This is a genomic window from Bordetella genomosp. 5, assembly GCF_002261475.1.
Taxonomy (GTDB): Bacteria; Pseudomonadota; Gammaproteobacteria; order Burkholderiales; family Burkholderiaceae_B; genus Bordetella.
This window is the reverse complement of record NZ_NEVN01000009.1, coordinates 88,623-115,191: the sequence shown is the minus strand read 5'-3', so window position 1 is coordinate 115,191 and position 26,569 is coordinate 88,623. Positions and strand designations below refer to the sequence as shown.

Annotated in this window: 22 protein-coding genes and 3 tRNA genes; 13 read left to right on the top strand and 12 right to left on the bottom strand. The window is 67.4% G+C overall.

Going from position 1 to position 26,569, the window contains the following annotated elements; genetic code table 11:
• The first annotated feature begins 59 nt into the window (after positions 1-59).
• Both CEK29_RS16900 and CEK29_RS16895 read left to right on the top strand, forming a co-directional pair.
• Positions 60-1,325 carry an aspartate kinase gene (locus CEK29_RS16900; protein ID WP_094802360.1) on the top strand — a complete coding sequence of 422 codons (1,266 nt, stop codon included), beginning with the start codon at positions 60-62 and terminating at the stop codon, positions 1,323-1,325.
• Positions 1,326-1,453: 128 nt separating this feature from the next.
• A tRNA-Ser gene (locus tag CEK29_RS16895) sits at positions 1,454-1,546 on the top strand.
• A gap of 175 nt (positions 1,547-1,721) precedes the next feature.
• On the opposite strand, the gene CEK29_RS16890 is transcribed toward CEK29_RS16895, so the two are convergent.
• From CEK29_RS16890 to CEK29_RS16880, 3 genes are all read right to left on the bottom strand, one after another.
• Positions 1,722-2,627 carry a CAAX protease gene (locus CEK29_RS16890; protein WP_255176179.1) on the bottom strand — a complete coding sequence of 302 codons (906 nt, stop codon included), beginning with the start codon at positions 2,625-2,627 and terminating at the stop codon, positions 1,722-1,724.
• 407 nt (positions 2,628-3,034) lie between these two features.
• Complete coding sequence (locus CEK29_RS16885) at positions 3,035-4,003, bottom strand: YiiG family protein (protein WP_094802350.1); 969 nt, start codon at positions 4,001-4,003, stop codon at positions 3,035-3,037.
• A gap of 136 nt (positions 4,004-4,139) precedes the next feature.
• Positions 4,140-4,571 (bottom strand): hypothetical protein, encoded by a 432-nt coding sequence (locus CEK29_RS16880; RefSeq protein ID WP_094858777.1) that lies wholly within the window; start codon positions 4,569-4,571, stop codon positions 4,140-4,142.
• Positions 4,572-5,049: 478 nt separating this feature from the next.
• Here CEK29_RS16880 and CEK29_RS16875 point away from each other — a divergent pair, with 478 nt between their 5' ends.
• From CEK29_RS16875 to CEK29_RS16855, 5 genes are all read left to right on the top strand, one after another.
• Entirely contained in the window at positions 5,050-5,991 is a 942-nt protein-coding gene (locus CEK29_RS16875; protein ID WP_094858776.1) for a siderophore ABC transporter substrate-binding protein, read from the top strand.
• Between the two features lie 46 nt (positions 5,992-6,037).
• A complete protein-coding gene (locus tag CEK29_RS16870; protein ID WP_094858775.1) occupies positions 6,038-7,018 on the top strand; it encodes an ABC transporter permease in 981 nt (326 codons plus the stop codon).
• An 82-nt stretch (positions 7,019-7,100) separates the two neighbouring features.
• Positions 7,101-7,985, top strand: a complete 885-nt coding sequence (locus tag CEK29_RS16865; RefSeq protein ID WP_094803239.1) for an iron chelate uptake ABC transporter family permease subunit — start codon at positions 7,101-7,103, stop codon at positions 7,983-7,985.
• On the top strand, positions 7,982-8,746 hold the full coding sequence (locus CEK29_RS16860; protein WP_094802342.1) for an iron ABC transporter ATP-binding protein: 765 nt from the start codon (positions 7,982-7,984) through the stop codon (positions 8,744-8,746). Before CEK29_RS16865 ends, CEK29_RS16860 begins: the two co-directional genes overlap by 4 nt.
• Positions 8,747-8,846: 100 nt before the next feature.
• Positions 8,847-9,356, top strand: a complete 510-nt coding sequence (locus CEK29_RS16855) for a hypothetical protein (RefSeq protein WP_094858936.1) — start codon at positions 8,847-8,849, stop codon at positions 9,354-9,356.
• A gap of 65 nt (positions 9,357-9,421) precedes the next feature.
• Here the strand turns inward: CEK29_RS16855 and CEK29_RS16850 are convergent, their stop codons facing one another.
• From CEK29_RS16850 to CEK29_RS16825, 6 genes are all read right to left on the bottom strand, one after another.
• A complete protein-coding gene (locus CEK29_RS16850) occupies positions 9,422-10,330 on the bottom strand; it encodes a DUF2167 domain-containing protein (RefSeq protein WP_094858774.1) in 909 nt (302 codons plus the stop codon).
• Positions 10,331-10,457: 127 nt separating this feature from the next.
• On the bottom strand, positions 10,458-11,354 hold the full coding sequence (locus CEK29_RS16845) for a DUF6999 family protein (protein WP_094802338.1): 897 nt from the start codon (positions 11,352-11,354) through the stop codon (positions 10,458-10,460).
• Positions 11,351-13,270, bottom strand: coding sequence for a StlD/DarB family beta-ketosynthase (locus CEK29_RS16840; protein WP_094858773.1), 1,920 nt, complete (start codon positions 13,268-13,270; stop codon positions 11,351-11,353). The genes CEK29_RS16845 and CEK29_RS16840 overlap by 4 nt, the downstream gene beginning before the upstream one ends.
• A gap of 22 nt (positions 13,271-13,292) precedes the next feature.
• Entirely contained in the window at positions 13,293-14,228 is a 936-nt protein-coding gene (locus CEK29_RS16835) for a fatty acid desaturase (protein WP_094802334.1), read from the bottom strand.
• Positions 14,212-14,988: a sterol desaturase family protein gene (locus CEK29_RS16830; RefSeq protein WP_094802332.1), complete on the bottom strand. Its 777-nt coding sequence runs from the start codon at positions 14,986-14,988 to the stop codon at positions 14,212-14,214. Before CEK29_RS16830 ends, CEK29_RS16835 begins: the two co-directional genes overlap by 17 nt.
• 134 nt (positions 14,989-15,122) lie before the next feature.
• Positions 15,123-18,743, bottom strand: a complete 3,621-nt coding sequence (locus CEK29_RS16825) for an ABC transporter ATP-binding protein/permease (RefSeq protein WP_094858772.1) — start codon at positions 18,741-18,743, stop codon at positions 15,123-15,125.
• A 91-nt stretch (positions 18,744-18,834) separates the two neighbouring features.
• On the opposite strand from CEK29_RS16825, the gene CEK29_RS16820 reads away from it, so the two are divergent.
• Positions 18,835-19,830: a LysR substrate-binding domain-containing protein gene (locus CEK29_RS16820; RefSeq protein WP_094802328.1), complete on the top strand. Its 996-nt coding sequence runs from the start codon at positions 18,835-18,837 to the stop codon at positions 19,828-19,830.
• 83 nt (positions 19,831-19,913) lie between these two features.
• A complete protein-coding gene (locus CEK29_RS16815) occupies positions 19,914-21,293 on the top strand; it encodes an MFS transporter (RefSeq protein ID WP_094802326.1) in 1,380 nt (459 codons plus the stop codon).
• Between the two features lie 96 nt (positions 21,294-21,389).
• Here the strand turns inward: CEK29_RS16815 and CEK29_RS16810 are convergent, their stop codons facing one another.
• Positions 21,390-23,531, bottom strand: a complete 2,142-nt coding sequence (locus CEK29_RS16810; protein ID WP_176456926.1) for a TonB-dependent receptor family protein — start codon at positions 23,529-23,531, stop codon at positions 21,390-21,392.
• 212 nt (positions 23,532-23,743) lie between these two features.
• Here CEK29_RS16810 and CEK29_RS16805 point away from each other — a divergent pair.
• Positions 23,744-23,820, top strand: a tRNA-Arg gene (locus CEK29_RS16805).
• Positions 23,821-23,957: 137 nt separating this feature from the next.
• Positions 23,958-24,034 (top strand) — tRNA-Arg (locus tag CEK29_RS16800).
• A 106-nt stretch (positions 24,035-24,140) separates the two neighbouring features.
• Here the strand turns inward: CEK29_RS16800 and CEK29_RS16795 are convergent.
• Both CEK29_RS16795 and CEK29_RS16790 read right to left on the bottom strand, forming a co-directional pair.
• Entirely contained in the window at positions 24,141-24,569 is a 429-nt protein-coding gene (locus CEK29_RS16795; RefSeq protein WP_217903886.1) for a type II toxin-antitoxin system VapC family toxin, read from the bottom strand.
• Positions 24,566-24,820: a type II toxin-antitoxin system Phd/YefM family antitoxin gene (locus CEK29_RS16790; RefSeq protein WP_094802323.1), complete on the bottom strand. Its 255-nt coding sequence runs from the start codon at positions 24,818-24,820 to the stop codon at positions 24,566-24,568. The genes CEK29_RS16795 and CEK29_RS16790 overlap by 4 nt, the downstream gene beginning before the upstream one ends.
• Positions 24,821-25,053: 233 nt before the next feature.
• Here CEK29_RS16790 and CEK29_RS16785 point away from each other — a divergent pair, with 233 nt between their 5' ends.
• Positions 25,054-25,347, top strand: a complete 294-nt coding sequence (locus tag CEK29_RS16785) for an ArsR/SmtB family transcription factor (RefSeq protein WP_094802322.1) — start codon at positions 25,054-25,056, stop codon at positions 25,345-25,347.
• Positions 25,348-25,393: 46 nt separating this feature from the next.
• Positions 25,394-26,506 carry an alkene reductase gene (locus CEK29_RS16780; protein WP_094858769.1) on the top strand — a complete coding sequence of 371 codons (1,113 nt, stop codon included), beginning with the start codon at positions 25,394-25,396 and terminating at the stop codon, positions 26,504-26,506.
• Positions 26,507-26,569 lie beyond the last annotated feature (63 nt).

Here is a 26,569-nt window from a genome sequence, read left to right as displayed (position 1 = left end):
AAAATCATCCGCTTTGCCCGCCTACCCACCCTGAAGCGGGCCTCCAGCCAGAGTACGAGATGTCCCTGATCGTTCATAAGTATGGCGGTACCTCGATGGGCTCGGTCGAGCGCATCAAGAATGTGGCGCGTCGCGTCGCGAAGTGGCACGCCGCCGGCCACCAGGTCGTCGTGGTCCCCTCGGCCATGGCGGGCGAAACCAACCGCCTTCTGGGCCTGGCGCGCGAGCTCGCGCCCCAGCCCGATGGCCGTGAGCTCGACATGATCGCCGCCACCGGCGAGCAGGCGTCGAGCGGCCTGTTGGCCATCGCGCTGCAAGCCGAAGGCGTGGCCGCGCGCAGCTACGCGGGCTGGCAAGTGCCGGTTCGCACCGATTCGTCCTACACCAAGGCCCGCATCAACTCGATCGATGATGCCCGCATCCGCGCCGATCTCGACGCCGGCCGCGTGGTCATCGTCACCGGCTTCCAGGGCGTGGACGAAGAAGGCCACATCACGACCCTCGGCCGTGGCGGCTCCGATACCTCGGCCGTGGCCGTGGCGGCCGCCATCAAGGCCGACGAGTGCCTGATCTATACCGATGTCGACGGCGTCTACACGACCGATCCGCGCGTGGTGCCCGAAGCGCGCCGCATGCCCGTGGTGTCGTTCGAAGAAATGCTCGAGATGGCATCGCTGGGCTCCAAGGTCCTGCAGATCCGCTCCGTCGAGTTCGCCGGCAAGTACCGTGTCCCGACCCGTGTGCTGTCGTCGCTGACCGACCCGCTTATCCCGCTCGAAGAAGAAATGGTTTCGGGCACGCTGATTACTTTTGAGGAAGACGAAAAAATGGAAGCCGCCGTTGTCTCCGGCATCGCCTTCAGCCGCGACGAAGCCAAGATCACCCTGCTGGCCGTGCCCGACAAACCCGGCATCGCCTACTCGATCCTGGGCCCCGTCGCCGCCGCGAACATCGATGTCGACATGATCGTGCAGAACCAGTCCGTGGCCGGTACCACCGACTTCTCGTTCACGGTCAACCGCAACGAGTACCTGCGCACGGTCGACGTGCTCAAGCGCGAAGTCATTCCCGCCGTGAGCGCCAAAGAGCTCGTCACCGACGAGAAGGTCGCCAAGGTCTCGATCGTCGGCATCGGCATGCGCTCGCACGTCGGCGTCGCCAGCCTGATGTTCCAGACGCTCTCGCAAGAGGGCATCAACATCCAGATGATCAGCACCAGCGAAATCAAGACCTCGGTGATCATCGACGACAAGTACATGGAACTTGCCGTGCGCGCCCTGCACAAGGCCTTCGAGCTGGATCAGGCGCCCGGCGAGAAGGTCTGACGCACCGGTCCGATTCCGGAAGACATGACGCGTGCATGGCTTCCGGTCCGGATTCTCACTTTTTTTGCGGCGCGAGCCCTGGGCTCAAGCGAAACGCGAAAAAATTAGTGTAGAATCCTGGATTCTTCGGAGACGTGGCCGAGAGGTTGAAGGTACTCCCCTGCTAAGGGAGCATGTGGCTAAAAACTGCATCGAGGGTTCGAATCCCTCCGTCTCCGCCAAGACACCGCTTCGGTGCCTGGCGACAGACACCGAAGTTAAAAACCCGCAACGCGCAAGCGTTGCGGGTTTTTTCATGGGTCCACCAAACAGGCCCTGTAGCTTCGAGATGAACCCTGTGCCATAGCCCTGAAACTGCCCACTCAGTCCTCTGCGCATCGCGTTAATCGGGAGTCATTAGGAATCGGCGCTGCCTCCCATGTAAATTTTCGCTGCCAGCACACTGTCTTCCGATCCACATCGGTCCACGAGCGTCTGAAGCTTCCCGAGAGAGTTCACCTTGTAGGTTTGTGTCAGATGCTGGAAGCGCCTGATCTCGTGCGACGCGCATGCGCGCCGAGCCGTGTGGAGAAGGCCGTTCTTTTCGAGCAAGCGAAGGTTCTCCGGATGAATCAACGCCATCAAGCTCTCAATCTTCCCGATCTTTTCCAGCAGGTGCGTGAGCGCATCCGCCTCCGTCACTACGCCGAACCGTTTCCACGCGGGCTCGTGATGGAACAACCTGTTGCGAAAGTCGCGTATGGTCGAGACCAGGTCGTGGACATGATTGAGCGTGGTGGCGGCGTGCGAACTCGGCCAGGGGCCGGCGAAGACGGTACCTAGACGACTGGGCCAGATCAGACCATTGCCCATGAACTCAGGGTCGAGCAGGAACCCCCAGGTCGAGAACTCGGTCTTGGCCATTACGCCGTGGTGGTTTAACGCGACGTGGCCGGTGACGCCATATCGGTTGCGCTGTTCGGCCACGAATTTCCGGGTGGCCCCGGCAAAATTGTCGCGTACCGCCTGGACAGGATGAGGTGGGGGCGTGCCTCGGACAAAGGAGCGGTACCGAAGCTTAGCGCCCGACCACCAGAAGTTTCCCAGGTGCGCACGCAGCGCCCGATCGATGGCATTGCGCAGGGTGATCTCGGCCGCGCCGATGAGGGGATAGATCGCACCGCTCACGTGGGCATTCCAGAGGTACACGCCCATCAGTTCGATGTCGTTGGCAGGGTGAAAGACGCTCTGGTAGCTGTTGATCCGCTCGTTGCTGATGAGCTGGTCGATGAGGGTCGGACGGTACTGTAGCGTTCTTGGCATTTTTCGCCCTTGTGACTCATGATCGGTCCGTGCACGAGAGCAGAACGCGACGGTTTGACACGCGCAGCTTGCCGCCCCTACACTACTTCCAAGGTTGGTGAAGAGTTCCAATGGGCGCAAGCCTACGACCCTTCACGTGAGACCTAAAAATTTCACCCCGGCCCTGAGCCGGGGTTTTCATTTGTGCTCCGCACAGGCGGGCTCCGAAGGCATCTTTTGCGACGGGAGACCGGCATCTCGCAGCTGCGGGGATCGGCACGGTACGCGGTGCCGGCGTCATGGCGAAGTAAAAAAAATGGGGCCCCTCGACGAGGGGCCCCGATGCATACGCGTGCTGGAATCGACGCGATAGAAATAACGTGCGGCGCGCGGCTAGCGGCGCGAACTGCGGCCGCGCGTGTGCTTGATTAGCAGCTATTGCGGTTCAGTGCGCCGACCAGGCTGTTGTAGGTGCGGCGCAGGTTGTTGGCGTCGGTCTCGATCGAGCGCGTGATGACGCGGGCGTGGATGCCGGTGCGCTTGGCCTCTTCGTCGTAACGGCCACCCGTGGTGTGCTCGATCGCGGTGCGGCCGGCGGAGAGGTACGAGTTCACGTTCGACATCAGGCTCGGGCAACCCTTCTGGTTCCCTTCGCGCAGCTTGCCTTCGTAGGCCACGGCCATCTTGTTCACTTCGTCGAGCGACTTCGAGAACGGATCGAGCTGATCGCCCAGGCCGGTGCCTTCGAACAGGCCGTCGGCCATGTTGATGCTTTCCTTGCTGTGATAGATCAGGCCGGCGCGGAAGTATTCCGTGGTGTCCTTCTTGGCGTTCTCGAATTCGGCCTTGGTGCGGGCACGATCCTTCACTTCGATGCCGCCGAAGAACGCGGCCTGCGTGGTGACCACGGCCTTCAGGTTATCGCCATAGGCGGCCTGGATTTCCTTGCCGTGCGCGCCCTTGTCGCTCACGTAGGTCTTGGCGCTGATGTAGTTGTTCATGTCGGTGCTGACCGGCAGGAACTTGCCCAGGGCTTCGCTGTAGGCGCGCGCGAGCGGATCGAGGTCGTCCATGGCGGGCTTCATGGCCAGCGCCTTGTCCAGCGATTCCTTGATCTGCGGCGTCGCGTGCGGCGAGCCGTCGTTGACGTACATGTCCTTCAGCGGCTTGGTGCCGGCGAACTTCGGCGCCAGGTCGTTTTCCCACTTTTCCAGCGCGCGCTCGTAGGTGTCGCCGGCGCGATTGGCCGCGTTCACGTACTCGTTGTACTTCATGATCTCGGCCTGGCTCGCCGACACCTTGGGGGCTTCGGGCTTCTTCGCTTCGTCACTGCATGCGCTCAGTGCCAATGCGCAGACCATGGCGGCCAGCATGCGCGATGCGTATTTGGGAGACATCGATGGATCCTTTCGGTTCAGGGTAAAAATGCGCGGCGGCACCGCGCGGGGGTAAAAGGGGGAGAGGGCGTGTGCAGGGCGCACGCGTCGTGTCGGTGTGTTGTGGCCGGTGCGCAGCGAGCCCGGGCGGCGGCGCTCAGAGCTGCTGCGACATCCGTTGCGAGAGCTCGGCGGCGTAGCGCAGCGTGAGGGGCTTGTCGGCGCCCGGCATGCGCAGTTCGGCGGTGTCGCCGGTGATCACCAGCAGCGTGTGCGGCTGGCCCTCGTGATCGATGACGTAGCGCGTGTCGTGCGCACTGGTCGTGATGTCCGCGATCAGCGAGGCATGATCGAGCGGATGGTCCACGCCCATCGGCATGATCACGGCTTCGGGTTCGCGCGGCCGCTGACGCAGCACGATCACACCCACTTCGCCGCCCTGCGAACCGGCGCTGAAGACCAGCGCTTTCTGCGTCACGCGCGGCATCGCGCTGTTGGCGTTGTCCTGCGCCGGCGCCAGCGCGGGCACGAGCAGCAGCAGAAACGACAGACTCAGAATCAGATGGCTTGCGATGCGTTGCAAAGACATGAGACGGTGCAGCAGTGACGGGAGGCGAATCTTACGTAGCGGGCCTCGCGGCTGGGGTTACAAAATCATTCTCACGTTTGCGGGAATTTGCGCGCGCAACTAATTTCGCGCGATCTTCGGCCAACATGCCGCGTTCGCGTGCCGCAGATGCCTCGCCGCTGCACCACGTCGGTGCGACCTGGGCGGCATGGGCGGAGCCTTCCGGCGGCGCTCCCGGGTGGGCTTCCTTTGCGCGATCACCGTATCCCTTTGCGGCGCCACCATCCTGGTCCGGACTCAGGGGCGGCGCGCAGCGGATTGGTTCCTATTGTCGTTATCATCCGGCAACGTCACGCGTCGCGCGCCACGCACCCGGCTTCGGTCGGCAAGGGCACGCCTGACGCATGATAGGATTGAATATCATTCTTGTTTGAACGCGAGGCGCTCAGCCGGGATGCGCCAGCGCGCGCCCCCGCCCGGGCGCGAGCCAGGATCCCTCATGAACCCTCACTCCGCACTGCCCTCCTGGGCCGCCGCCTGCGGCGCCGCCCTCACGCTGGCGCTGGCCCCGCTGGCCGTCCACGCCCAATCCCAGGTCCAGATCACCGATGCACAGGGCACCCGTGTCGTGCCTGCGCAGCCCGCCCGCACCGTGGTGATGGACCTGGCCGTGCTCGACACCCTGCATACGCTGGGCGTGACCGCGGCCGGCGTACCCGCTGCGGTCAATTGGCCCGCGCATCTGGCGGAGTACGGCAAGAAGCACTATGCCAAGGTGGGTTCGATGTTCGAGCCCGACTACGAAGAGATCAACCGCCTGAAGCCGCAACTGATTTTTGTGGCCGGCCGCTCGGCGCCGAAGTTCGGTGATCTGTCGAAGATGGCGCCCACCGTGGATCTCACCGTCACGCCGGGCGACCTGGTCGCCAGCGTCGAACGCAACGCCAAGCTCGTGGCCAGCATCTACGGCAAGCAGGCCGAAGCCGATGCCAAGCTCGCCAAGCTCCGCACCTCGATCGCCGCGCTGAAGGCAAAAGGCGCGCACGCGGGCACCGGGCTGATCGTGCTCACCACCGGCGGCAAGATGAGCGCCTACGGTCCGGGTTCGCGTTTCGGCGTGATCCACGACGCCTTCGGCATCAAGCCGGCCGTTGCCGATCTGAAGCAGTCAAACCACGGTCAGGCCGTGTCGTTCGAGTTCATCGCCCAGACGAATCCCGACTGGCTGTTCGTGATCGACCGCGATGCCGCCATCGGCCGCGAGGGCACGGCCGCGCGCCAGTTGCTCGACAATGAGCTGGTGCGCGGGACGACGGCCTGGAAGAAGGAACACGTGGTCTATCTGAACGCCGGCAACTGGTACTCGCTCGGCGCGGCCGGCCTGACCGCGTTGCAGGAGAGCGTGGACGAAGTCGCCAAGGCGATCGGCGGCGCCAAGTGAGCACGAGGCCGTGCCCGCGTTGCCCTTGACTCCGGCCAGAGGCCGCATGGCCTGGCTCGGCGGACCCGCCGGGCTCGTGGCCATGGCACTGCTGCTGGCCGGGCTCTGCCTGGCCAGTCTGTCGTTGGGCGCCGGGCAGTTTTCCTTTGCCGACCTGCTGGGCGGCCCGCAGGCCGAACGCGCCTGGCAACTGCTATGGGTGAGCCGCGTGCCGCGCACGCTGGCGCTGTTGCTCGCGGGCATGTCGCTGGCCGTCGCGGGCCTCATCATGCAGATGTTGCTGCGCAACCGCTTCGTCGAGCCGTCGACGGCGGGCACGATCGAGTCGGCCACGTTCGGGATTCTCTGTGTCACCTTGCTGGCGCCGCAGGCGCCGGTGTTCGGCAAGATGGCCGCCGCCACGGTGAGCGGCCTGTTGGGCAGCCTGCTGTTCCTGGCCTTGCTGCGGCGCGTGCCGCTGCGCTCGCCGTTCCTGGTCCCGCTGGTCGGCCTGATCCTGGGCGGCGTGATTCACGCCGCCACCACCTACATCGCGTTTCGCCACGATCTGCTGCAGTCGCTGCATGCCTGGACTACGGGGGATTTCTCCGGGGTGCTGCGCGGCCGGTATGAATTGCTGTGGATCGGGCTGGCGCTGACCCTCATTGCCTACATCGCCGCCGACCGCTTCACGCTGGCCGGCATGGGCAAGGACTTCGCTTCGAGTCTGGGTGTGAATCACGCGCGCCTGACGTTCATCGGCATGTTGATCGTGTCAGCCGTTTCCGCGGTCGTCGTGGTGACCGCGGGCAGCATTCCGTTTCTGGGGCTGATCGTGCCGAACGCGGTGAGCCTCATGTTCGGCGACAACATGCGGCGCGCCATACCGTGGGTGGCCCTGCTGGGCGGGGTGTTCGTGCTTGCCTGCGACATCCTGGGCCGGCTGCTGCTGTACCCGTACGAGGTGCCGATCGGCACGGTGGTCGGCGTGATCGGCAGCGCGCTGTTCCTGTGGCTGCTGCTGCGCCGGAGAGGCCGTCTTGCCTAGCCTGGAACGACGCATTCCGTTGAGCGCCGGCGCGCGCCTCGCGCTGCTGGGCGTGCTGGCGGCCCTGTGCTGCATCGCCTACATGACGTGGGGCGCGGCCGGGCAGTGGTCCTTCGTGCTGGCGTTTCGGGGCGGCAAGCTGCTGGCCATGTTGCTCGTGGCGTATTGCGTGGCGGTGTCTTCGGTGCTGTTCCAGACCATCACGCACAATCGCATTCTCACGCCCGCCATTATGGGCTTCGACGCCCTGTATGTGCTGATCCAGGCCGTGGTGGTGTTCAGCTTCGGCCTGTCCGCCGTCGCCACGCAGGAGCCGCTGTGGCAGTTCCTGCTCGAGGTGGCCGCCATGACGGGCTTTGCCTGCCTGCTGTTTCGCTGGCTCTTCACGGGCGGGGCGCACAGCCTGCATCTGATGATGCTGGTCGGCATCATTTTCGGCCTGCTGTTCCGCAGTCTGTCGAGCTTCGTCGTGCGCCTGATCGACCCCAATGAATTTCTCGTATTGCAGGACCGGATGTTCGCCAGCTTCAACAGCGTGCGCACGGGACTGCTGCCGCTGGCGGGCGGCGCGGCGCTGCTGGCCACGCTGGTGCTCTGGCGCATGGGCCGCCGGTACGACGTGGTGGCGCTGGGCCGCGAGCTCGCCGTCAATCTGGGGGTAGACTATCGCCGCACGCTGCTGGCCACGCTGGCGGCGGTGACTGTGATGGTGGCCGTCTCGACCGCGCTGGTCGGGCCGGTGACCTTCTTCGGCCTGCTGGTCGCCAATCTGGCGTATCACTCCATGCCCGCGGACCGCCATGCCCAGACCGTGCCCGCCGCCGTGCTGTGGGCCGTGATTTTTCTGGTGGGCGGCCAGACCGTGCTCGAACGCGTGCTGGCGCTCAACACCACGGTCAGCGTGGTGATCGAGTTCGTGGGCGGCATGTTGTTCCTTGCCCTGATCCTGCGCAGGAGGCGCCCGTGATCGAAGTCCAAGGCGTTACCAAGCGCTATGAAGAAACCGTCGTCGTCGACGACGTGACGCTGGCCCTGCCGGCGGGCGGCATCACCGCCATCATCGGTCCCAACGGTGCGGGTAAGTCCACGCTGCTGTCGATGGTGAGCCGGCTGCTGCCGTTGTCGGCCGGACAGGTGCGGATCGACGAGCTCGATGTCACGCGCGCCGACAGCCGCGAGCTGGCGCGCCGTCTCGCGATTCTGCGTCAGGACAATCACTTGCCGCTGCGGCTCACCGTGCGCGATCTCGTCGCGTTCGGGCGCTTTCCGCATAGCGGTGGCCGTCTCACGGCCGACGACAAGGTCCACATCGACCGGGCCATCGCCTACATGGAGCTCGAGCCCCTGGCCGAGCGGTATCTCGACGAGATGTCGGGCGGCCAGCGGCAGCGTGCGTTCGTGGCGATGGTGCTGTGCCAGGACACCCGCTATGTGCTGCTCGACGAGCCGCTCAACAGCCTGGACATGAAGCATGCCGTCGCGATGATGCGGATTCTGCGCCGGGCGGCCGACGAGCTGGGCAAGTCGGTGGTGGTGGTGCTGCACGACCTGAATTTCGCGGCCGCGTATGCCGACCATATCGTCGCCATGCGCGACGGCCGGGTGGCGCATCAGGGCGGTCCCGACGCGATCATCGAGCCGGAGCTGCTGAGCACGCTGTACGGCCTGCCGATCCGGGTGCACGAGATCGACGGTCAGCGCGTCTGCGTGTACTACCGCCAGGCCTGAGTCCCGCCTGGGGCCGATTCGCGGTGCGGCGAGCGCCGCGGTTCGGCCGCCGGGAATGGCGCGTTACGATGGCGGCTGGACATTTACTCTGGTCGCCATCATGTCGCTCCCCGTCAGCCCGCCCTGCGTCATCTTTCTGAATGGTCCGGTGAATGCCGGCAAGTCCACGGTGGGCCCGCTGGTCGCGGCACGCCTGTCCCAGGCCGTCTGGCTCGACGGCGATGACCACGGCGCCGACCCGTCGCTGCCGCTGGCCGATCAATGGGAGGCCGCGCATCGGCGCATCGAGGCGGCGATCGCCGCGCTGACCGAGGGCACGCTGGTCGTGGGCTACCCGATGGACCAGGCCCTGTACGAGCGCCTGCACGAAAAGGCCGACAAGGCGGGCGCGCGCCTGCTCGTCGTGACGCTGTCGCCACCCCTGGAGGTGGCGCTGTCGGACCGCGGCGCCCGCGTCCTGACCGACGCCGAGCGCGCGCGGGTGGCGCAGATGTACGACGAGGGTTATCAGGCGCGGCCGTTTTCCGACATGCTGCTCAACACCGCGCGGCTATCGCCCGACGAATGCGCGGACGATATCGTGGCGCTGGCGGCGAACGTCGGGCGCTAGGCGCCCGAGAGGGCGGTCTGCGGCTCGCCGCCCGCAGCTAGCCGCCCGCAGCTCGCCGCCCACTTTTACCGTGCGGGGGTCTTTTTGCCGCGCAGGCGGGTCCAGAGTCCGCCGCCGAGCGCGGCCAGCGCGAGGATGAGCACCTTGCCGAACTTCGCGGCGAAGGCCGCGATCATGGCGAACAGACCGAGTTTCTTTGCGGCCACGCCGGCCACGAGCGCGGCGATGCCGTACTCCGCGACCTTGTCGGTGGAGGCATTGAAATCGTCGTAACGCTTACCGTCCACATACTGGATCGCGTCGAGCAGTTGCAGGGCGTTGTGCTTGTCGGCCGCGACCTGGCTCTGGCTGGTGATCAGATCGAGCGAGATGTAGCCTTCGCGGCCCAGCGCATAGGTGTTGTAGTTGACGGAGGCGTCTTCGCCGCTCGCGCCCTTGGTCTGCGCGATGGCGGACCAGACCAGACGCCGCTTCTCGCCATCGTACTTGGGCGTCTCGGCCCATCCGGCCACGGTCAGTTCGGGAAAGCCCATCTCGCGGCGGTCTTTGTTGCCGGACTCGGTCCCGTCTTTCAGGCTTTGCAGCAGCTCGTCGACATCCCAGTTCTTGGCGTCGTCGTCCTTGATGTAGCCGGCCTTCTCGAAGTTGACGGTGGCGACCCAGTCGGCCGACTCGCTCATCGGCAGCACCAGCCCCAGCATGTCGGGATCCTTGCCGTTGCCATGCGCCTGCATCAGGCGCTGCGCCTGTTGCTTGGGCACGAACATCATGTCGGCGGGCAGCTTGAGCACGGCCTGGTCACCGAGGGCGATGTCCGCGGGGCCTTCCTTGGCCGCCGCCATGGCAGCGCTGCCGGCGGCCTCGATCTCGTGTTGCGCGGCGGCGTTCTGCGCGTGCGCGGGCGCGAGCGGCCACCCGGACAGGGGCAGCGCGAGGGTGAGGGCGAGAAGAGAGTGGCGCAGCAGGGCACGCATGACAGGGCTTCCTTGGTTTGAAAACGGCGCCCATTGTCTGGGCGCGCGACTTTCAACTTTCTGAAAGCCCTGGCGTGTTTCGCGTGCGGATCCGACGAGATACGACGGAATATGACGCGCGTCGCGCTCAGGCGATCGGAGCGGGCGGCGGCGCGTCGCCTTCCTGCGCGTGGCGCTCGGCCATCAGCAGGCTGTGCAGCATTTCGGTCGACAAGCCGTGCAGCACCAGCCGATAGCCCGCGCGCAGCGTGGACATCGGCACCAGCGGATGTTTGTTGTTGACCAGCACCAGATGCTGGGGCGCGCCGAGCAGCTGCGCCGAATAGATGCCGATGGTCTCGTCGAGCTGGAGGGAATTGCAGGCGCGCCAGAAATCGTTGTCGGTCAGCATCAGCTGATACAGCGGCGTGAACAGCTCGATAGCACTCTGCAGGTCGAGCTTGTTCCAGCGGCCCTGGGGCATGTCTTCGAGCCGCAGGCCCGGATCCTGGATCATCGAGAAATCCAGCCGCTCGGGCGCGTGCATCTCCACGCCGGCATCGCGCATGGCCTGGTTCAACCGGATGACGAAGTTGAACAGGTTCAGATCGTGTTTGACGAAGAGCTCGTCCTTCAGATCGTCGATCGTGCGCGGCTCGAGCGGCGTGGTACCCACGCGCACCGGTGCATTGGCCGCAATGAACGCCAGGATCTGGGCGCCGAGGTGGAAGTGGCGCAGGATCAGCCAGTTGGCTTCGGGCGAGACGAAGCGGTTCAGGCCCCACGCCAGGATGCGGTGCAGCAGGCGCGAGTGCGACCAGCGGCGCGGCACGAAGGTCTTGATCACCTGGATCAGGATGATGAAGAGCCGCGCGATCGGGCGCACGAACGGCAGCAGGTACTGGCGCGAGCCGCTGCTGGAATCGGTGAGCCAGGCCTTCTTTACCTTGTCGGGCAGCGGCGTGCTGCGGTCGAGGTAAAGCGCGAGCCAGGGGTTGGGGTCGGCCATGTCGTGGCCGTCGACGAGAAACGCCGGTTCTTTCATGCCGGGGCCTGCTCCATCACGTATTGGAATTGCATCAGGTACAGCGCCGCCGTGCGGCGTGCGGTGTCGATGATACGTTGTTCGGCCTGGCCGTCTTCGTCGCAGTCGAGCGCGAGCTCCACCGCCGCGAGCCAGCGGGCCAGATGATGCTCGTCATTGTGCCCGTGGTACTCGAGGAAGCGGAAGACGTCGGGCGGCAGGTCCAGGCTGGCCTTGAGCAGGGGCAGCAGGGCGGGCACGATGCGCTGGCCCGTGCCTTCGATGATGTAGATCGCACCCAGCAGGCCGATCGGATCGTTCGTGGCCGCGAGCGCGTGCAGGTAGGCGTTGAGCGCCTCGCCGCCGGGATTGCGGCGCAGGGCGTCGATGTTCTCGGCCTGGCCGCCGGCCTTGCGGTAATCCTCGAACAGAATCATGAAGTCGTTCTGTTCCTCGCCGGCGTGCATGCCGATGAGCTCGGCCAGCGGGGCGTATTGCGGGCCCAGCGAGGCGGCGCCTTCGCGCATCCACTTGCTGCCTTCCCGCACCTGCGGCACCCAGCATTCCATCCAGCGCAGATAATCGGCGGTCTCGAACTCGCGCCGGCGCAGGCGCTGGATCACCGGCGTGCGCCACACGCGCGAGCGGTAGTCATGCCAGATCGCGGCCAGCTCGGTGAGAAGCTGCGACAGGCCCTGCGGGGCATAGGCGGGATCGTGCGGAGGCGCGATGTCGTCGGCATCGTCGCCGAGCGTGGCGGCGGCGCGGCGGGCCGGCACGGCCACCTGCACGCGGTCGTCGTCGAGCGCCTGCGCCGTGAAGCACATGTACGCCGTCATGAACCGGCCCGACTCGGGGATGTAGCAGAAGATCCGCTCGCCCGGCTTGACGGTACGGGTCTCGAGAAACTCCGCGAGCATGATGAGGATCGAGGCGGCGCCGGTGTTGCCGCGCCACGCGAGGTTGCTGTACCACTTCTCGCGCGGGATCTCGAGGTTGGCCTTTTCCATCAGGTCGGCGACCACCGGAATGAACTTCTCCGACGAGTAGTGGCACAGGAAGTGATCGACCTGGCCGGGCGCGATCCATTCGTCGCGCACGAGTTTCACGTACTCGTGGATGCCGATGTCGAACAGATGCGGCAGCAGCCGGATGTCCTGGCGCAGCGACAGCGCGCCGTCGGCTTCCGCCTCTTGCCACGAGGGGTAATCCAGATGCCCCTGCTTGCGGTCGGCCGGCAGCCCCAGCTGCATGCAGACGGGATAGTCGCCCGAGAACGAGCGCTGGTGTATCCAGTCGAGCTTGAGCTTGATGCCCTGTGAGGCGCCCGGCAGCGCGCTGCCGTCCGAACCGAGCAGCATGGCGCCGGCGCCGTCGGACAGCATCCAGCGCAGGAAGTGCGAATCGAAGTCGGCGTCGTAGCCGCGCGCAGCGAAGCGCGAGCGCTTGAAGAGGCGGGACGGCAGCTCGGCGGCGACCGCGAGCGCGCGCTCGTGTCCACCGGCCTGGATGGCCTGCGCGGCGCTCTGGATGGCGCTCACGCCGGCGGCGCAGATGCCGTGTACCGACAGCGTTTCCATGGGCGGCGCGGCGAGCTCGCCCTGGATCATGTTGGCAAAGCCGGGCATCAGCGCGTCGCCGCCCGAGGACCCGCTCGCCAGATACGACACCTGCGCCAGCTCGCCGCCCGCGCGGCCCAGGCAGTCCTGGATGGCCTGCGCGGCCAGCTGCGCATTGGTGTGGCGCGTGCCGCCATCGGTGTCGATGGCGTAGTGCCGCGTCTTGATGCCGTTCTCGGCCAGGATGCGCGTCTTGATGCGGGTCGACATGCGGTTGAGCGGTGCGATGTACGCATCCATCGCATCGTTGTCGACGGGTTCGCCGGGCATGAAGTAGCCGGCGCTTTGCAGATACACGCGGTCGAACGCAATAGGCATGTCGGATCTCTTTTTGTGAAAGTCAGCGGACGTGTTCGGCGGCCATGCGCGAGCGCGAGCGCAGGCGGGGCATGACGTTGGCGAGCACGAAGACGCGCAGCATGTAGGGCACCAGGCCGCGCTCGTTCAGTTCGGGCGCGACGCGCTCGCGGTAATGCGTGCGGTGCAGGCGGGCGAGGTCGGCCCAGTGCACGCGCGGATTCTCGTGGTGCGCGGTGTGCAGGCCGATGTTGAAGAGCAGGGGATTGACCCAGCCCTCGAAATTGCGGGCGTAATCGAGCCCGGCCTGCGCGCGCGGGCCGCCATCGGCATGCGCGTGCTGCAGATAGTTGGTGGCGAGCAGCCAGTGCAGGCCGTGCAGCTGCGGCACGATGACATACAGCAGCGCCTTCACCGGGTCGAGCGCCAGCAGACCGCCCCAGAGGCCCAGCCACACCGCATACTGCGCCATGCAGTAGCGCCATACGCCGGGATGGCGGCGGCGCATGCGGGCGAGCCAGCCGAAGAAGACCGGAAACAGCACCCACACCGCCTGCACCGGATGGATCAGGTAGCCCCACAGGTGATTGGTGTCACCGCCGAAGCGATAGGTGCGCGCCACGTCGCGCGCGCCGTGTTTGTAGCGGTGATGGTTGCCCACGTGCGCGGGCCAGAAGACAAAAGTCGGATGCCCTTGCAGCAGCGTGATCCAGAAGTCGGTGAGGCGATTCGCCGCGCGCGCGCCGCGCCCGCGCCACATGCGCAGGTGCGTATGGTTGTGATGGATGACGCCCACGCCCAGCGTGAGGAACAGCAACAGCAGATAGAGCGGCCACGAGAAGCCGTTGCGCCACATCCATATGGCGAGCAGCGGCGTCAGCAGCAGGTAGGCGAGGCTCTGCAGGTCGCGCCGATGGCGCAGGGCGAGCGGTCCGGGCGAGGCGCTCGGCCGGCCGCCCGGGTCACGACTGCGCGCCATGTGCGCCTCGTTGGCGGGCCGCCTGCCATTGGCGCTCGGCCGCATCGGCCGGCAGGCGCGTGCGGAACAGACGGTCCATGAACGTGAACTGGAAACCGTAATTGCCGTTGTAGCAGGCGTGATGCAGGTGGTGGCGGCGGCTGGCGGCAAACCAGTGCGCGTACGACACGTTGGGGAAGAAATCGTAGTTGGCGTGCCCGATGCAGTTGAAGAACAGGCTGAACAGCGGGACCGACAGCAGCGACCAGAAGCTGAAGTCGTGCAGCAGCATGGGCAGCAGGATCACGTTGCCCAGCATCAGCGCCTCGATCGGGTGGAAGCTGTAGGTCGAGAACGGGGTCGTGACCACGGAGCGATGGTGCGGCAGATGGAAGCGGCGCAGCAGCTTCGTGTGCAGCAGGCGGTGATTGACCCAGAAATGCACGTCGTTCCAGGCGAGCAGGAACAGGATCTCGAGCGAGATCTGCTGCCAGCCGGCGTCGTAGTCCAGGCGCGCCCAGCCCAGTTGCAGCAGCCCCCACGGGAAGATCATGCCGGTGCCGAAGAGCAGGATCGAGAGCGCCGACTGCGACAGCTCGCGGCGCAGCTGGCCCGGCGCGAGCGGGCGCGTGTCGAGCGGGCGACCCAGGCCGAGACGCGGCAGGATGTGGTGGGTGAGCAGCCATGTGGTGGCGCCGAACACCAGATAGATACCGCCAAAGAACAGCAGGCCGGCAAGCATGACCTGCCAGGCCGATAACGCTACGAACGCTTGCGCCATGGATATAAGGGCTCTTGCCCGGCATCGTGGGCCGGGTCGTTGCTTGTCATGGCGCGATCATAAGCAAGCCGCCCCCCGGACGGGGGGCGGATGTTTAACCAAATGAATCAGTTTCGTACAGAGTCGCCGCTGCGTCAGGCCGCCACGCTGCCCAGGGCCTGGTGGCGGATCAGCCGGGCGTAATGCCCGCCCTGCGCGAGCAGGTCGGCGTGCGTGCCCTGTTCGGCCAGTCGGCCCTGGTCGAGCACCAGGATCTGATCGGCCTCGCGGATGGTGGACAGGCGATGCGCAATCACGAGCGTGGTGCGTTCGCGCATCAGCGCGTCGAGCGCGCCGCGCACCTGCACCTCGCTCAGGGTGTCGAGGTGCGAGGTGGCCTCGTCCAGGATCAGGATCGGCGCGTTCTTCAGGAAGGCGCGCGCGATCGAGATGCGCTGCCGCTGGCCCCCGGACAGCTGCATGCCGCGCTCGCCCACCGGCGTGGCGAGCCCTTGCGGCAGGGCCGCCACGAACTCCGACAGCGCCGCGCGATGCAGCGCGGTCTGCACGTCGGCATCGCTCGCATCGGGGCGGGCCAGGCGGATGTTGGCGGCGAGCGTGTCATTGAACAAATAGGTGTCCTGGGTGACCAGCGCCACGTGGTCGCGCAGATTGTCGAGCTGCAGCTCGCGCACGTCGGCGCCCCCGATCCGGATCGCACCCTGGCTCACGTCCCAGAAGCGCAGCAGCAGGCTGGCGATCGTGCTCTTGCCCGCGCCGGAGGCGCCCACCAGCGCCACCGTGGTGCCCGGCGCGATCGCGAAGCTCAGGCCGGTGAGGGTATCGCGCGCGGCACGCGGATAGCGGAAGCCCACCTGTTCGAACGCGATGGGCAGGCCGCCCGTGGCGCGCGGAAGCTGGCGCGGACCGTCGGTGACGGGCACCGGCTCGTGCGACACCACGTGCAGCCGGCGGCTGGCGGCCACCGTGTCGGCCAGCTGGCGGCTGACCTGCGAGATTTCCGAGACCGGCAGGAACGTGGCCAGCGCCACGAGCACGAGCAGCGGCACCATGGCCGGATCCAGCGCGCCGGCGCCTGCCAGCAGCGCGCCCGTCACCGCGACCGCCAGACCGCCCAGGCCCATCGCCACTTCGAACCAGGCGTTCTGCGCGGACAGGTCGTCGAGAATCGCCTGGCGGCGCTGGCCGTAGCGCTCGGCCAGCGCAAGGAACTGCGCGCGGCGGCGGTCCGTGGCCTGGAACGCGGTCAGGTCGGCCAGACCCTGGATGGTGTCGGTCAGGTGGGCGCTCATCTCGCCCAACGCGGCGCGAGCCTGTTCGCCCAGCGCGTCGACGCGCCGCCGTCCGCGCACCGGCGACAGCATCGCGTAGCCCAGGAAGGGCAGCAGCGCGAGCGCCACCGGCCAGCTGTACACGGCCAGGAAACCGAGCACGGTGGCGGGCACCAGCACCGACACGATGGCCGGCGCGATGGTGTGCGCGTAGAAGTATTCGATCATCTCCACATCCTGCGTGGCCAGCGCGACCAGGTCGCCCGAGCGTCGCTCGAGCAGGTAGGCCGGCGCGAGCTGTTCGAGCTTGTCGTAGAGATTGACGCGCATGTCCGCCAGCAGCTTGTAGGCCATGGCGTGTGCCAGCCACGACTCGAGCCAGTGAAACAGGGCCGCCAGCGGAGCCACCACCAGCAGGGCGCCGATCAGCAGCCCGGTGGGCTCGCCGTTGCGCAGTGCCGCCACCACCAGCGCGCTCAGCGCGCCCACGCCGATGAAGGCCGCCACGCGGGCCACGCCGAGCACGATCGTGGCGACCAGCGTGCCGCGCCATGGCCGCACCACCGACAACAGCGTGCCCAGCACGCCGCGCCAGCCCACGTGCGCGGCGTCGTCGTCGAGCGCGCGCGGCGTGGCGCCAGTGGGCGCGCCGGCGTCGGGTGTCGTGTCGTGGGCCGCCGTGGCGGCGCCGGCGAACGCCGCTGGCGCGGCCGCACCCTCGGCGGCCGCAACCTCGGCGGGGGGCTGCCCCGCGGGCTGCCGCTCGGCCTGCTCGCGCATCAGCCGGTGATAGAGGCCGCGCGCCTGCATGAGCGCGGCGTGCGTGCCCGACTCGACCACGCGGCCCTGGTCCAGCACCAGCGTGCGGTCGGCCCCGATCACGCTGGCCAGGCGATGCGCCAGGATCAGGGTGCTGCGGCCGGCCATCAGGCGATCGAGCGCCTGCTGGATGAGGGCTTCGTTTTCGGAGTCCACCGACGACAGGGCCTCGTCGAGGATCAGGATGGGTGCGTCGCGCAGCAGCGCCCGCGCAATGGCGACGCGCTGGCGCTGGCCGCCGGAGAGCTGCAGGCCGCGCTCGCCCAGCCGCGTGTCGTAGCCCTCGGGCAGGGCCATGATGAAATCATCGATGTTGGCCGAACGCGCCGCCGCGCGGACCTGCGCCTGCGTGGCATCGGGCCGGCCGAGCCGGATGTTGTCGGCAATGGTGCCGTGGAACAGCGTGATGTCCTGGCTGACCAGCGCGATGCGCGACAGCAGGGCATCGTGGGCCAGGTCGCGCACGTCGTGCCCGCCGACGCGCACGCTGCCGGCCTGTGGCGTGACTTCGCCCAGCAACAGCCGCACGATGGTGGATTTGCCGGCGCCGCTGGGGCCCACCACGCCGACGCGTTCGCCGGCCGCGATCTCGAAGCTCAGGCCGCGGTGCGCCGGGCGCTCGGGCTGATACGCGAACGTCACGTTGTCGAAGGTAATCGTGGGCGCGAGCTGCTCGGGCGCCAGGCCCGTGGCGGCCGCGGGGCGGGCGTCATCGCGGCGGGCGTCGTTGAGGGCATGGATACTGGCGGCGGCCGACTGGCCGAGCATGCCCTGATGCAGCACGGCGCGCAGATCGCGCAAGGGCCGGAAGATCTCGGTGCCGGCCATCAGCACGATGAGCAGGGCTTCGAGGCTCATGTCGCCCTGCGCCACGCGCATTGCGCCGAGGGTGATGGCGAGCGCGGCGCCCAGCGCCACGCCCAGATCGCTGATGCCGCGCGTCAGCACGCTGACCGACAGCACCCAGAAGGTATGGTCCGACAGGCGGCGTGCCCGCTCGGCCAGACGCCGGCCGAAGCTCTTGCCCTGGCCGAAGGCCTTGAGGGTGGGCAGGCCCTGCACGGCGTCGAGGAACTCTTCACCGAAATCGTTCAGCGCGGCGGCGCGCGCGCGGCTGGCGCGGCGGTCGAGCGCATGGACCGCCGAGGGCCCGAACAGGGCGAACAACGCGGCGCCGAGCAGCACCGCCGCCGTGGGCACGTCCCAGAAGGCGATCACGGCGAAGATGGCGATCGGTGCGATGAGCGAAATCGCGACCTGCGGCAGATAACGGCCGAAGAAGGTCTGCAATTGCTCGACGCCGTCGACCACGCTCAGCATGATGCCGCCGGTGCGCTGATTGGCGAACCAGGCCGGTCCGAGCGCGACGATGCGGTCGTAGAGGCCGCCGCGCAGGGTCTGCTGGATGGCGGTGGCGCAACGGTTGGCGGCGCGGGTGCGCAGATGATCGAGGCCGGCGCGCAGCACCACCATGAGCGCCGCGCAGAGGGCGGGCGTGACCCAGCTCTGCCAGGGCTGCTGGGCGAAGACGCGGGCCAGCAACTGGCCGAGGAAGACGTAGCGCGCGATGCCGGCCAGCAGCGCGGCCAGGCCGAGCAGCACGCCGCCCGCCATGCGGGCACGCAGTCCGGCGGTCATGAGCCAGAGACGGTAATCAAAGTACATGGCAACTCCTTTCCATGCGCGCATCTTGCTTGAGCCGGCGCCGCCTGAAAATCGATAGTTTTTCAATCGTGGGTTGAGATAGACTCAACCCATGCCAAAAACCCCGCCCGTTTCCGCCGCGCAGCACATGCCGCCGCTGGCCGCCCTGCGTGCCTTCGAGGCCGTTGCGCGCCTGGGAAGCCTGAGCAGCGCGGCGGCCGAACTGCACGTCACGAAAAGCGCCGTCAGCCACCAGTTGCGCGGTCTGGAGGCCGACCTGGGTGTAATCCTGCTGCACCGAGGCGGCACCGTCAGGCGGGCCCAGGTGACCGAAGCCGGCGCGGATCTGCTGGCCTCGGTCCGGCAGGCGCTCACGCTGCTGGCCACCGCCTGCCGCAACACCCGCGCGGCCGCGGCCGGGCGCGGCCGCCAGACGCTCAATCTTTCGGTCAACCCCTCGCTCGCCGCGCTCTGGCTGGCGCCGCGCATCGGCCGCTTCATCGCGCTGCATCCGGGCATCGATGTGCAGGTGTTCCTGCACGCCAATCTCGATCCGGCCTGGCAGACGCAGGACATCGACCTGGCCTTCCTGCATGTGCGCGACAGCGGCCCGCGCGGGCCGGCGCCGGGCGATCTGCCCTTCCTGGGCGAGACGGTGGTGCCGGTCTGCAGCCCCGAGCTGGTGCCGCCGTCGCGCCGCGCCGACCCGGCGGTGCTGCTCGAACATCGCTGGCTGGCCGAGCGCCACATCGATAGCCCCGAAACCGATTGGCGCACCTGGTGCGCACGCTTCGATCTGCCCGACCATCAGGCCCATGAGCCCGTGGTGCTGAGCGGCATGAGCACGCTCGTGGCCGCGGCCGTGGCGGGCGTGGGCATCGCGCTGGGCCGCTCGCCGCTCATCGACGAAGAGCTCGCGAGCGGGCGTCTCGTGCCGCTGGTGCCGCAGGCCCGCATGGCGGGATCGTGGGGCTACGTGATGCGCCAGCAGGACCATCGGCCCGTCAGCGCGGCCCTGCCCACCCTGGTGGAGTTCCTGGCCGAAGAAGGGCGCTCGAGCCTGGAGTTGCGCGCGCGCCTGCGCTCGGCGCCCGACGCCGACACCTGAGCAGGCGGCGCGGGGGCGGGAGTATAGTCAGCGCTTCGCCTCCCTTCCGACCACGCCGCGCGGGTGCCCGTGCGCGTCCGATCATGCTGTCCTTCTCCCGCAACGAGTTGTACCCGGCCGGCGACGGCCTGCCCGCAGAGCATCGCCTGGGCGCCATGCTGGCCGTGATGATCGCCGTGGCGATGGCCAGCCTCGATACCGCCATCGCCAACACCGCGCTGCCCACGATCGCGCGCGACCTCGGCGCCGCCGATTCCTCGTCGATCTGGGTCATCAGCGCGTTCCAGCTGGCGATGGTCGCGGCGCTGCTGCCCGCCGCCGCGATGGGCGACGTCTACGGGCATCGCAAGATGTATATGGGCGGGCTGTTGCTGTTCAGCGCCTCGTCGCTGGCCTGCGGCCTCTCGACCACGCTGCCGGAGCTGGTGCTGGCCCGCACGATGCAGGGGCTGGGCGCGGCCGGCATCATGGGCGTGAACGGCGCGCTGGTGCGCTTCATCTACCCGTCGCATTCGCTGGGGCGCGCGCTCGGCACCAATGCGCTGGTCGTGGGGCTGGCCTTCGCGGCGGGTCCGACCGTGGCCTCGGTCATCCTGTTGTACGGCTCGTGGCACTGGCTGTTTCTCGTGAACGTGCCATTGGGTCTGATCGCGGTGGTGCTGGGCTTGCGAGGCCTGCCCGCGACCGAACGTTCGGGTCACCGCTTCGATGCCCGCGCGGCCGTGCTGTGCGCGGGCTTTCTGGCCTTGCTGGTGCTGGGCCTCTCGGAGCTGGCGCATCATGCGCCGCCGTTGCGCGTGACGGCCGAACTCGCGGGCGCCGCGCTGTGCCTGGCGCTGCTGTTGTGGCGGCAGGCCGGTCATCCCGCGCCGATCCTCGCGGTCGATCTGCTGCGCCGTCCGGTCTTCGCGCTGTCGGCCGCCACGGCGATCTGTTCGTTCGCCACGCAGGCACTGGCTTTTGTCTCGCTGCCGTTTTTGTTTCAGCAGGTCCTGGGCTACACGCAGGTCGAGACCGGCTTCCTGATCACGCCGTGGGCCGTCGTGGTGGCGCTGGTCGCGCCGCTGGCCGGCCGCATGTCGGATCGGCATCCGGCGGGTCTGCTCGGCGGTGTCGGACTCGCGGTCATGGCGCTGGGCATGCTGGCCTTGGCGCTGATGCCCGCCGATCCGTCGGTGTGGGACATCGCCTGGCGCATGGCCGTCTGCGGCGCGGGCTTCGGCTTTTTTCAATCGCCCAATCTGCGCGCCATCATGAGCGCGGCGCCGCCGGGCCGCGCGGGCGGCGCGAGCGGCATGGTGGGCACCGTGCGTCTGCTCGGCCAGTCGTCGGGTGCCGCGCTGGTCGCCGCGTGCTTCCACATGTCGGGCCAGCAGGGCACGGTCTCCGCGCTGTGGCTGGGCGTGGCATGCGCCGGCGTGGCGAGCCTCGCAAGCTTCGCCCGCCTGCGCTTCGCCAACTGAGGCGCGCGGCGAGCGGCGCGCGGCGAGCGGCGCGCGGCTAGCGGCGCGCGGCTAGCGGTGCGCGGCGCCCGGCCTGGCGTGCCGCACCCGCGGCGATCAGAACCGGTACGAGGCCGTCAGGCCGGCGCCCCAGGTGCGTCCCGGCGCAGGCTCGAAGTAGCGCGCGTTGCCTTCGTTCACGATGACCGAACCGGCATAGCGGCGGTCGAACAGATTGTCGACGCGCGCGAAGGCATCGAGCGTCCAGGGGCCCACGTGCCACAGATAGCCGGCCGACATCGCTGCCACGAAGTACGAAGGCGCGGCGTCGTTATTGGCGTCGTTCACGTAGATCTTGCTCAGGTAACGGCCTTCCACGCCCGCGTGCCAGCCCTGCGAGGGCGCCCAGCGCAACGCGGCGTAGGCAGCCTGTTTCGCCACGCCCGGGATCTGGTGTCCCGCCGCGATGCCGCTGCCCGCGACGTCGTCGCGGTACTGCGCATCGAGATAGGTGTAGGCGAAGTCGGCGCGCCAGTTCGACACGATCGGACCGCTCCAGGCGAGCTCGACGCCGTCGCGGCGCGTGCGGCCGGCGTTGCGATAACTGGTGCGGCCGTTCTGGCTGCCGGCCGAGACGATCTCGTCGTCGGTCGTGCTGTGGAACACGGCCGCGGTCAGCAGGCCCTGGCCCAGTCGGGTCTTCACGCCGGCTTCGAGGTTGTCGGACACGCTGGGCGCGAGGCCCAGGTTCAGGCCAGGTTGCAGGTCGGGGCGATACGAAAGCTCGTTGGTCGTGGGGGTTTCGAAACCGCGCCCGTACGACACGTACACGCTGGTGTCCGGCGTGATGGCGTGGCGCAGCGCCGCCACCGGCAGCGCCTTGCGATAGCGCGCCGAGCCGCTGTCGTCGCCGTTGCCCGGCGCGATGTAGCGGTCGTCGGAGCGAAAGCGCACGCTGCTCACGCGCACACCGGCGTCCAGCGTCCAGCGCTCGGCGAACTGCCATGAGGCCTGCAGGTACGGGTCGATGTTGTAGGTTTCGTTGCGCTCGTCGCGGCGAAGCGCGCCCTTCACGCCCAGCGTGGGCGCGGCAACCGATCCGGTGTAGCTCTGGTAGCCGCGACGCGTCTCGCGCAGCGTGTCGTAGGCCAGGCCGCCCACCAGCGTGAAGGGCTGACCGGCCACGCGCAGACGCGAGGTCCAGCGCAGGTCCGCGCCGCCGTAGTCACGCTGCAGATCGATCACCCCGCCGGCCTGGCCCGGATTGAGCTGGGCGGCGGGCGGGATGGACTGGAACTGCGTCGTCTCGCGCTGGCCGTAATAGACCATCACGCGCAGATCGTTGTCGGCATTGACCGCCCGCTCGTACAGCAGGCCGCCCTGGGTCTGCTGCACCGTCTTGCGCGTGTTGTATTGCTCGGCCAGCGGGGCCTGGCGCGGGTCGCTTTCGAACTGCGCGCGGGTCAGCCCGAGCGGGTCGTTGGCGGTGAGGTCCACGCTGTTGAGCACGAACGTGAGGCGGCTGTCGGCATCGGGGCGCAGTCCGATCTTGGCATTGGCCAGGTTCTTGCGCGCGCCGCTGTGATCGCGATACCCATCCGTGGTGAAGCGCGACAGGCCGACCACATAATCGATGTCGCCCACGCCGGTTCCCGTGGCGCCGCTGGCCTGCGTGCTGTAGCGCCAGGTGTTGTCGCTGCCGGCCGCCACGCTGGCGGTCAGGCTGGGCGGACGCGCGCCGTCTTCGGTGTAGACCTGGATCACGCCGCCCGACGAGTTGCCATACAGCGCCGAGAACGGCCCGCGCAGCACCTCGACGCGGCTGGCAGTACCGATGTCGATGTTCGAAGTCTGGCCCTGTCCATCGGGCATCGTGGCGGGAATGCCATCGACATACAGGCGCACGCCGCGCACGCCGAAGGTCGAGCGCGCACCGAAGCCGCGCACCGAGATCTGCAGATCCTGGGCGTAGTTCTGCCGGTTCTGCAATTGCAGGCCGGGCACGCCGCCGAGGTTCTCCGACAGATTGATCTGCATGGCATCGGCGCGCAGCTGCACGCCGTCGACGATGTCCACCGACGCGGGCGTGTCGATCAGGCGGGTGTCGAGCCGGGTGCCGCTGACCGTGACGACGGGAAGGGTGGCATCGGCGGGGGGCTGCGTCTGCGCAACCACGAGCGCGGGGGCGAGCAGCCAGGCATGACGCAGGAAACGGGCGAGGGGACGAAGCGTGGGAGCAAAGCGGGAAACGGGGGGCACGGGCAAAGCCAGGTCGGAAAAGCGGGAAGGGGGCGATCGTACCGCAGCGCGGCAGGCGTTCGTCGCCGTGTCTCTGTCCTCACCAAGGTAATTCAGGTGGCCGTCAGGCACAAGCGCAGGGGTGGAACGCGTCTGTCGGGCACGGGCGGCAGGGTGACCGCCGCCGTCGATTTGTGCGACAGACCCGGGCATGTTATAAACACGCCTTTGCAGCGCCCGTAGCTCAGTTGGATAGAGTACTTGGCTACGAACCAAGGGGTCGTGGGTTCGAATCCTGCCGGGCGCGCCAAAATTCCGAAAGGCCTGTGAGCATCGCTCGCAGGCCTTTTGTCTTTGCACGGGGCCGCGCGCGGTGACGGGGTTTGCGTCGTTTGTAATCATGACTGGACAAAGCCCGAATTCGCGGTATAATTCCGCCTCTTTACAGCGCCCGTAGCTCAGTTGGATAGAGTACTTGGCTACGAACCAAGGGGTCGTGGGTTCGAATCCTGCCGGGCGCGCCATATTCGAAAGGCCTGCAAGCATTGCTTGCAGGCCTTTTGTCATTGGGGGTCAGGATCAGGGTTCGGGGGCAGGGCTCGGGTGTCGGGCCTCGGCGATTGGCCCCGACTATGCGTCCCAGGTCCACGGATTGAGGATGCTGACGCCCGACGCCACGAAATCGCCCGCGTTTCGCGTCACGACGGTCATGCCGTGCACGAGCGCGGTGGCGGCGATGAGACTGTCCGACAAGGGTTGCGTATCGGGCACATGAAGCTTCGCGCATCGCTGCGCGACGGCCGCATCGACAGGCAAAATGCGGTGCGCGAAGGCCGGCAGGACATGTTGGTTGAGCCACGTGCGCAGCAGTGCACCCTGTACCGGGTCTTTGCGTTCGGCCAGCAGGACGCCGATTTCCAGTTCCTGCAACGTGACCACGGAAATGAAGAGGTCGGCTGCGCTCACGCTGACGGACCATTGTGCTACCCGTTTGTCCGCCTTGCCGCTGCGCACCTTGCGCAGCTCCGAAACGACGTTCGTGTCGAGAATAAACATCACGACAGGTCCGCCGGTCGAGCGAGATCGCGCGACCGTGGGATCTCCAGTCCGCAATCCTCGGCGCCCGGCATCGCCAACAAATCGGCGATGGTCTGCTGACCGGCAGTCAACCGCCGGTAGTCCTCGATGGTCAGTAACACGTGGGCTGGCTTGCCGCGATCCGTGATGAAGACGGGGCCTTCCTTGGCGGCTTTTTTGGCCTTGGTGACGTCTTGATTCAGCTCCCGGCTGGATAGTGTCGTGACGGTCATGATGGGCTCCAATACTCATATTTGTAGGTACGTTACTACATTGATCTAAGGTTTGCCAGGGCTCTGCCACGAGCAGCGGTCCGATCTACCCAGTCTATTGCGGCGAAATCCGGGGCGGCGCCCCGGCTGGACAATCCCGACACGGATGTCTATAGTCGGGAAGGGTAAATCGTTATATCGCGATATATACATATACCCCGGCGGCAGGGCCCCGATGGCACGTTGATCTCCTCATGGACCGCGATCTCATTCTCAAAGCGCTTGCGCATCCGCTGCGCGTCGACATTCTGAGCTGGCTCAAGGAGCCGGAGCGGCATTTCGCCGGGCAGGAGCACCCGCTCTCCGAAGGCGTGTGTGCCGGCATGTTCGAGCGCTGCGGGCTGTCGCAGTCCACCGTGTCGGCGCATCTGGCCGTGTTGCAGCGCGCCGGGCTGGTGCGGACCCGCAAGGTAGGGCAGTGGGTCTTCTACCAGCGCGACGAGGCTGTCATCAGGGCGTTTCTTCAGGACCTGGACGCCCATCTCTAATGCGCCCGGGAGCTATCGCCACATTCACTCTTTTGCGAGGTACTCCATGTCCACTCTGTTCGATCCCGTGACCGCGGGTGATCTCAAGCTGGCCAACCGCATCGTCATGGCGCCGCTCACGCGTAATCGTTCGCCCAACGCGGTGCCGCTGCCCATCACGGCGACCTATTACGCGCAGCGCGCGAGCGCCGGGCTGCTGATCACCGAAGCCACCGCCATCACGCATCAGGGGCAGGGATATGCCGATGTGCCGGGCCTGTACGCGCCGGAGCAGCTCGAGGGCTGGCGCCGCGTGACCGACGCGGTGCATGCCAAGGGCGGCAAGATCGTGGTGCAGATGTGGCACGTGGGACGGATTTCGCACAATTCGCTGCAGCCCGGCAATCAGGCTCCGGTCGCGCCGTCGGCCGTGCAGGCCAATAGCAAGACCTTCCTGATCGATGCCGAGGGCAAGGGCAGTTTCGTCGCCACCTCGGTGCCGCGCGCGCTCGAGCTCGACGAGCTGCCCGGCATCGTGGCCGATTACCGCCGCGCGGCCCGCGCCGCGATCGAGGCCGGTTTCGACGGCGTGGAGCTGCACGCGGCCAATGGCTATCTGATCGACCAGTTCCTGCGCAACGGCAGCAACAAGCGCACCGATGCGTACGGCGGCAGCATCGAGAATCGCGCGCGCCTGCTGTTCGAGGTGATGGACGCGCTGACCGACGAGATCGGCGCGGGCCGTGTCGGCATCCGGCTCTCGCCCGTGACGCCCGCCAACGACGCGAGCGACGATCAGCCCCAGCCGCTCTTCGACTACGTGGCCGGCAAGCTGGGCGGCTATGGTCTGGCCTATGTGCACGTGATCGAGGGCGCCACCGGCGGCCCGCGCGATTACAAGCAGGGCGAGCGGCCGTTCGACTACGCCGCCTTCAAGCGGGCCTACCGCGATGCGGGCGGCAAGGGCGCCTGGATGGTCAACAACGGCTACGACGGCAAGCTTGCCGAGGAGGCCGTGGCGAGCGGCGACGCCGACCTGGTGGCGTTCGGCAAGGCCTACATCGCCAATCCGGATCTGGTCGAACGTCTGCGCCAGAAAGCCGGCCTGAACGAGGCCGACAAGAGCACGTTCTATGGCGGCGGCGAGCGCGGGTACACCGACTACCCCACGCTGGCCTGAGGCGCGCGCGAGGGGCGGTTTTCGGCGCGCTTGGACAATTCCGAAAAACCCGCTATACTTTCG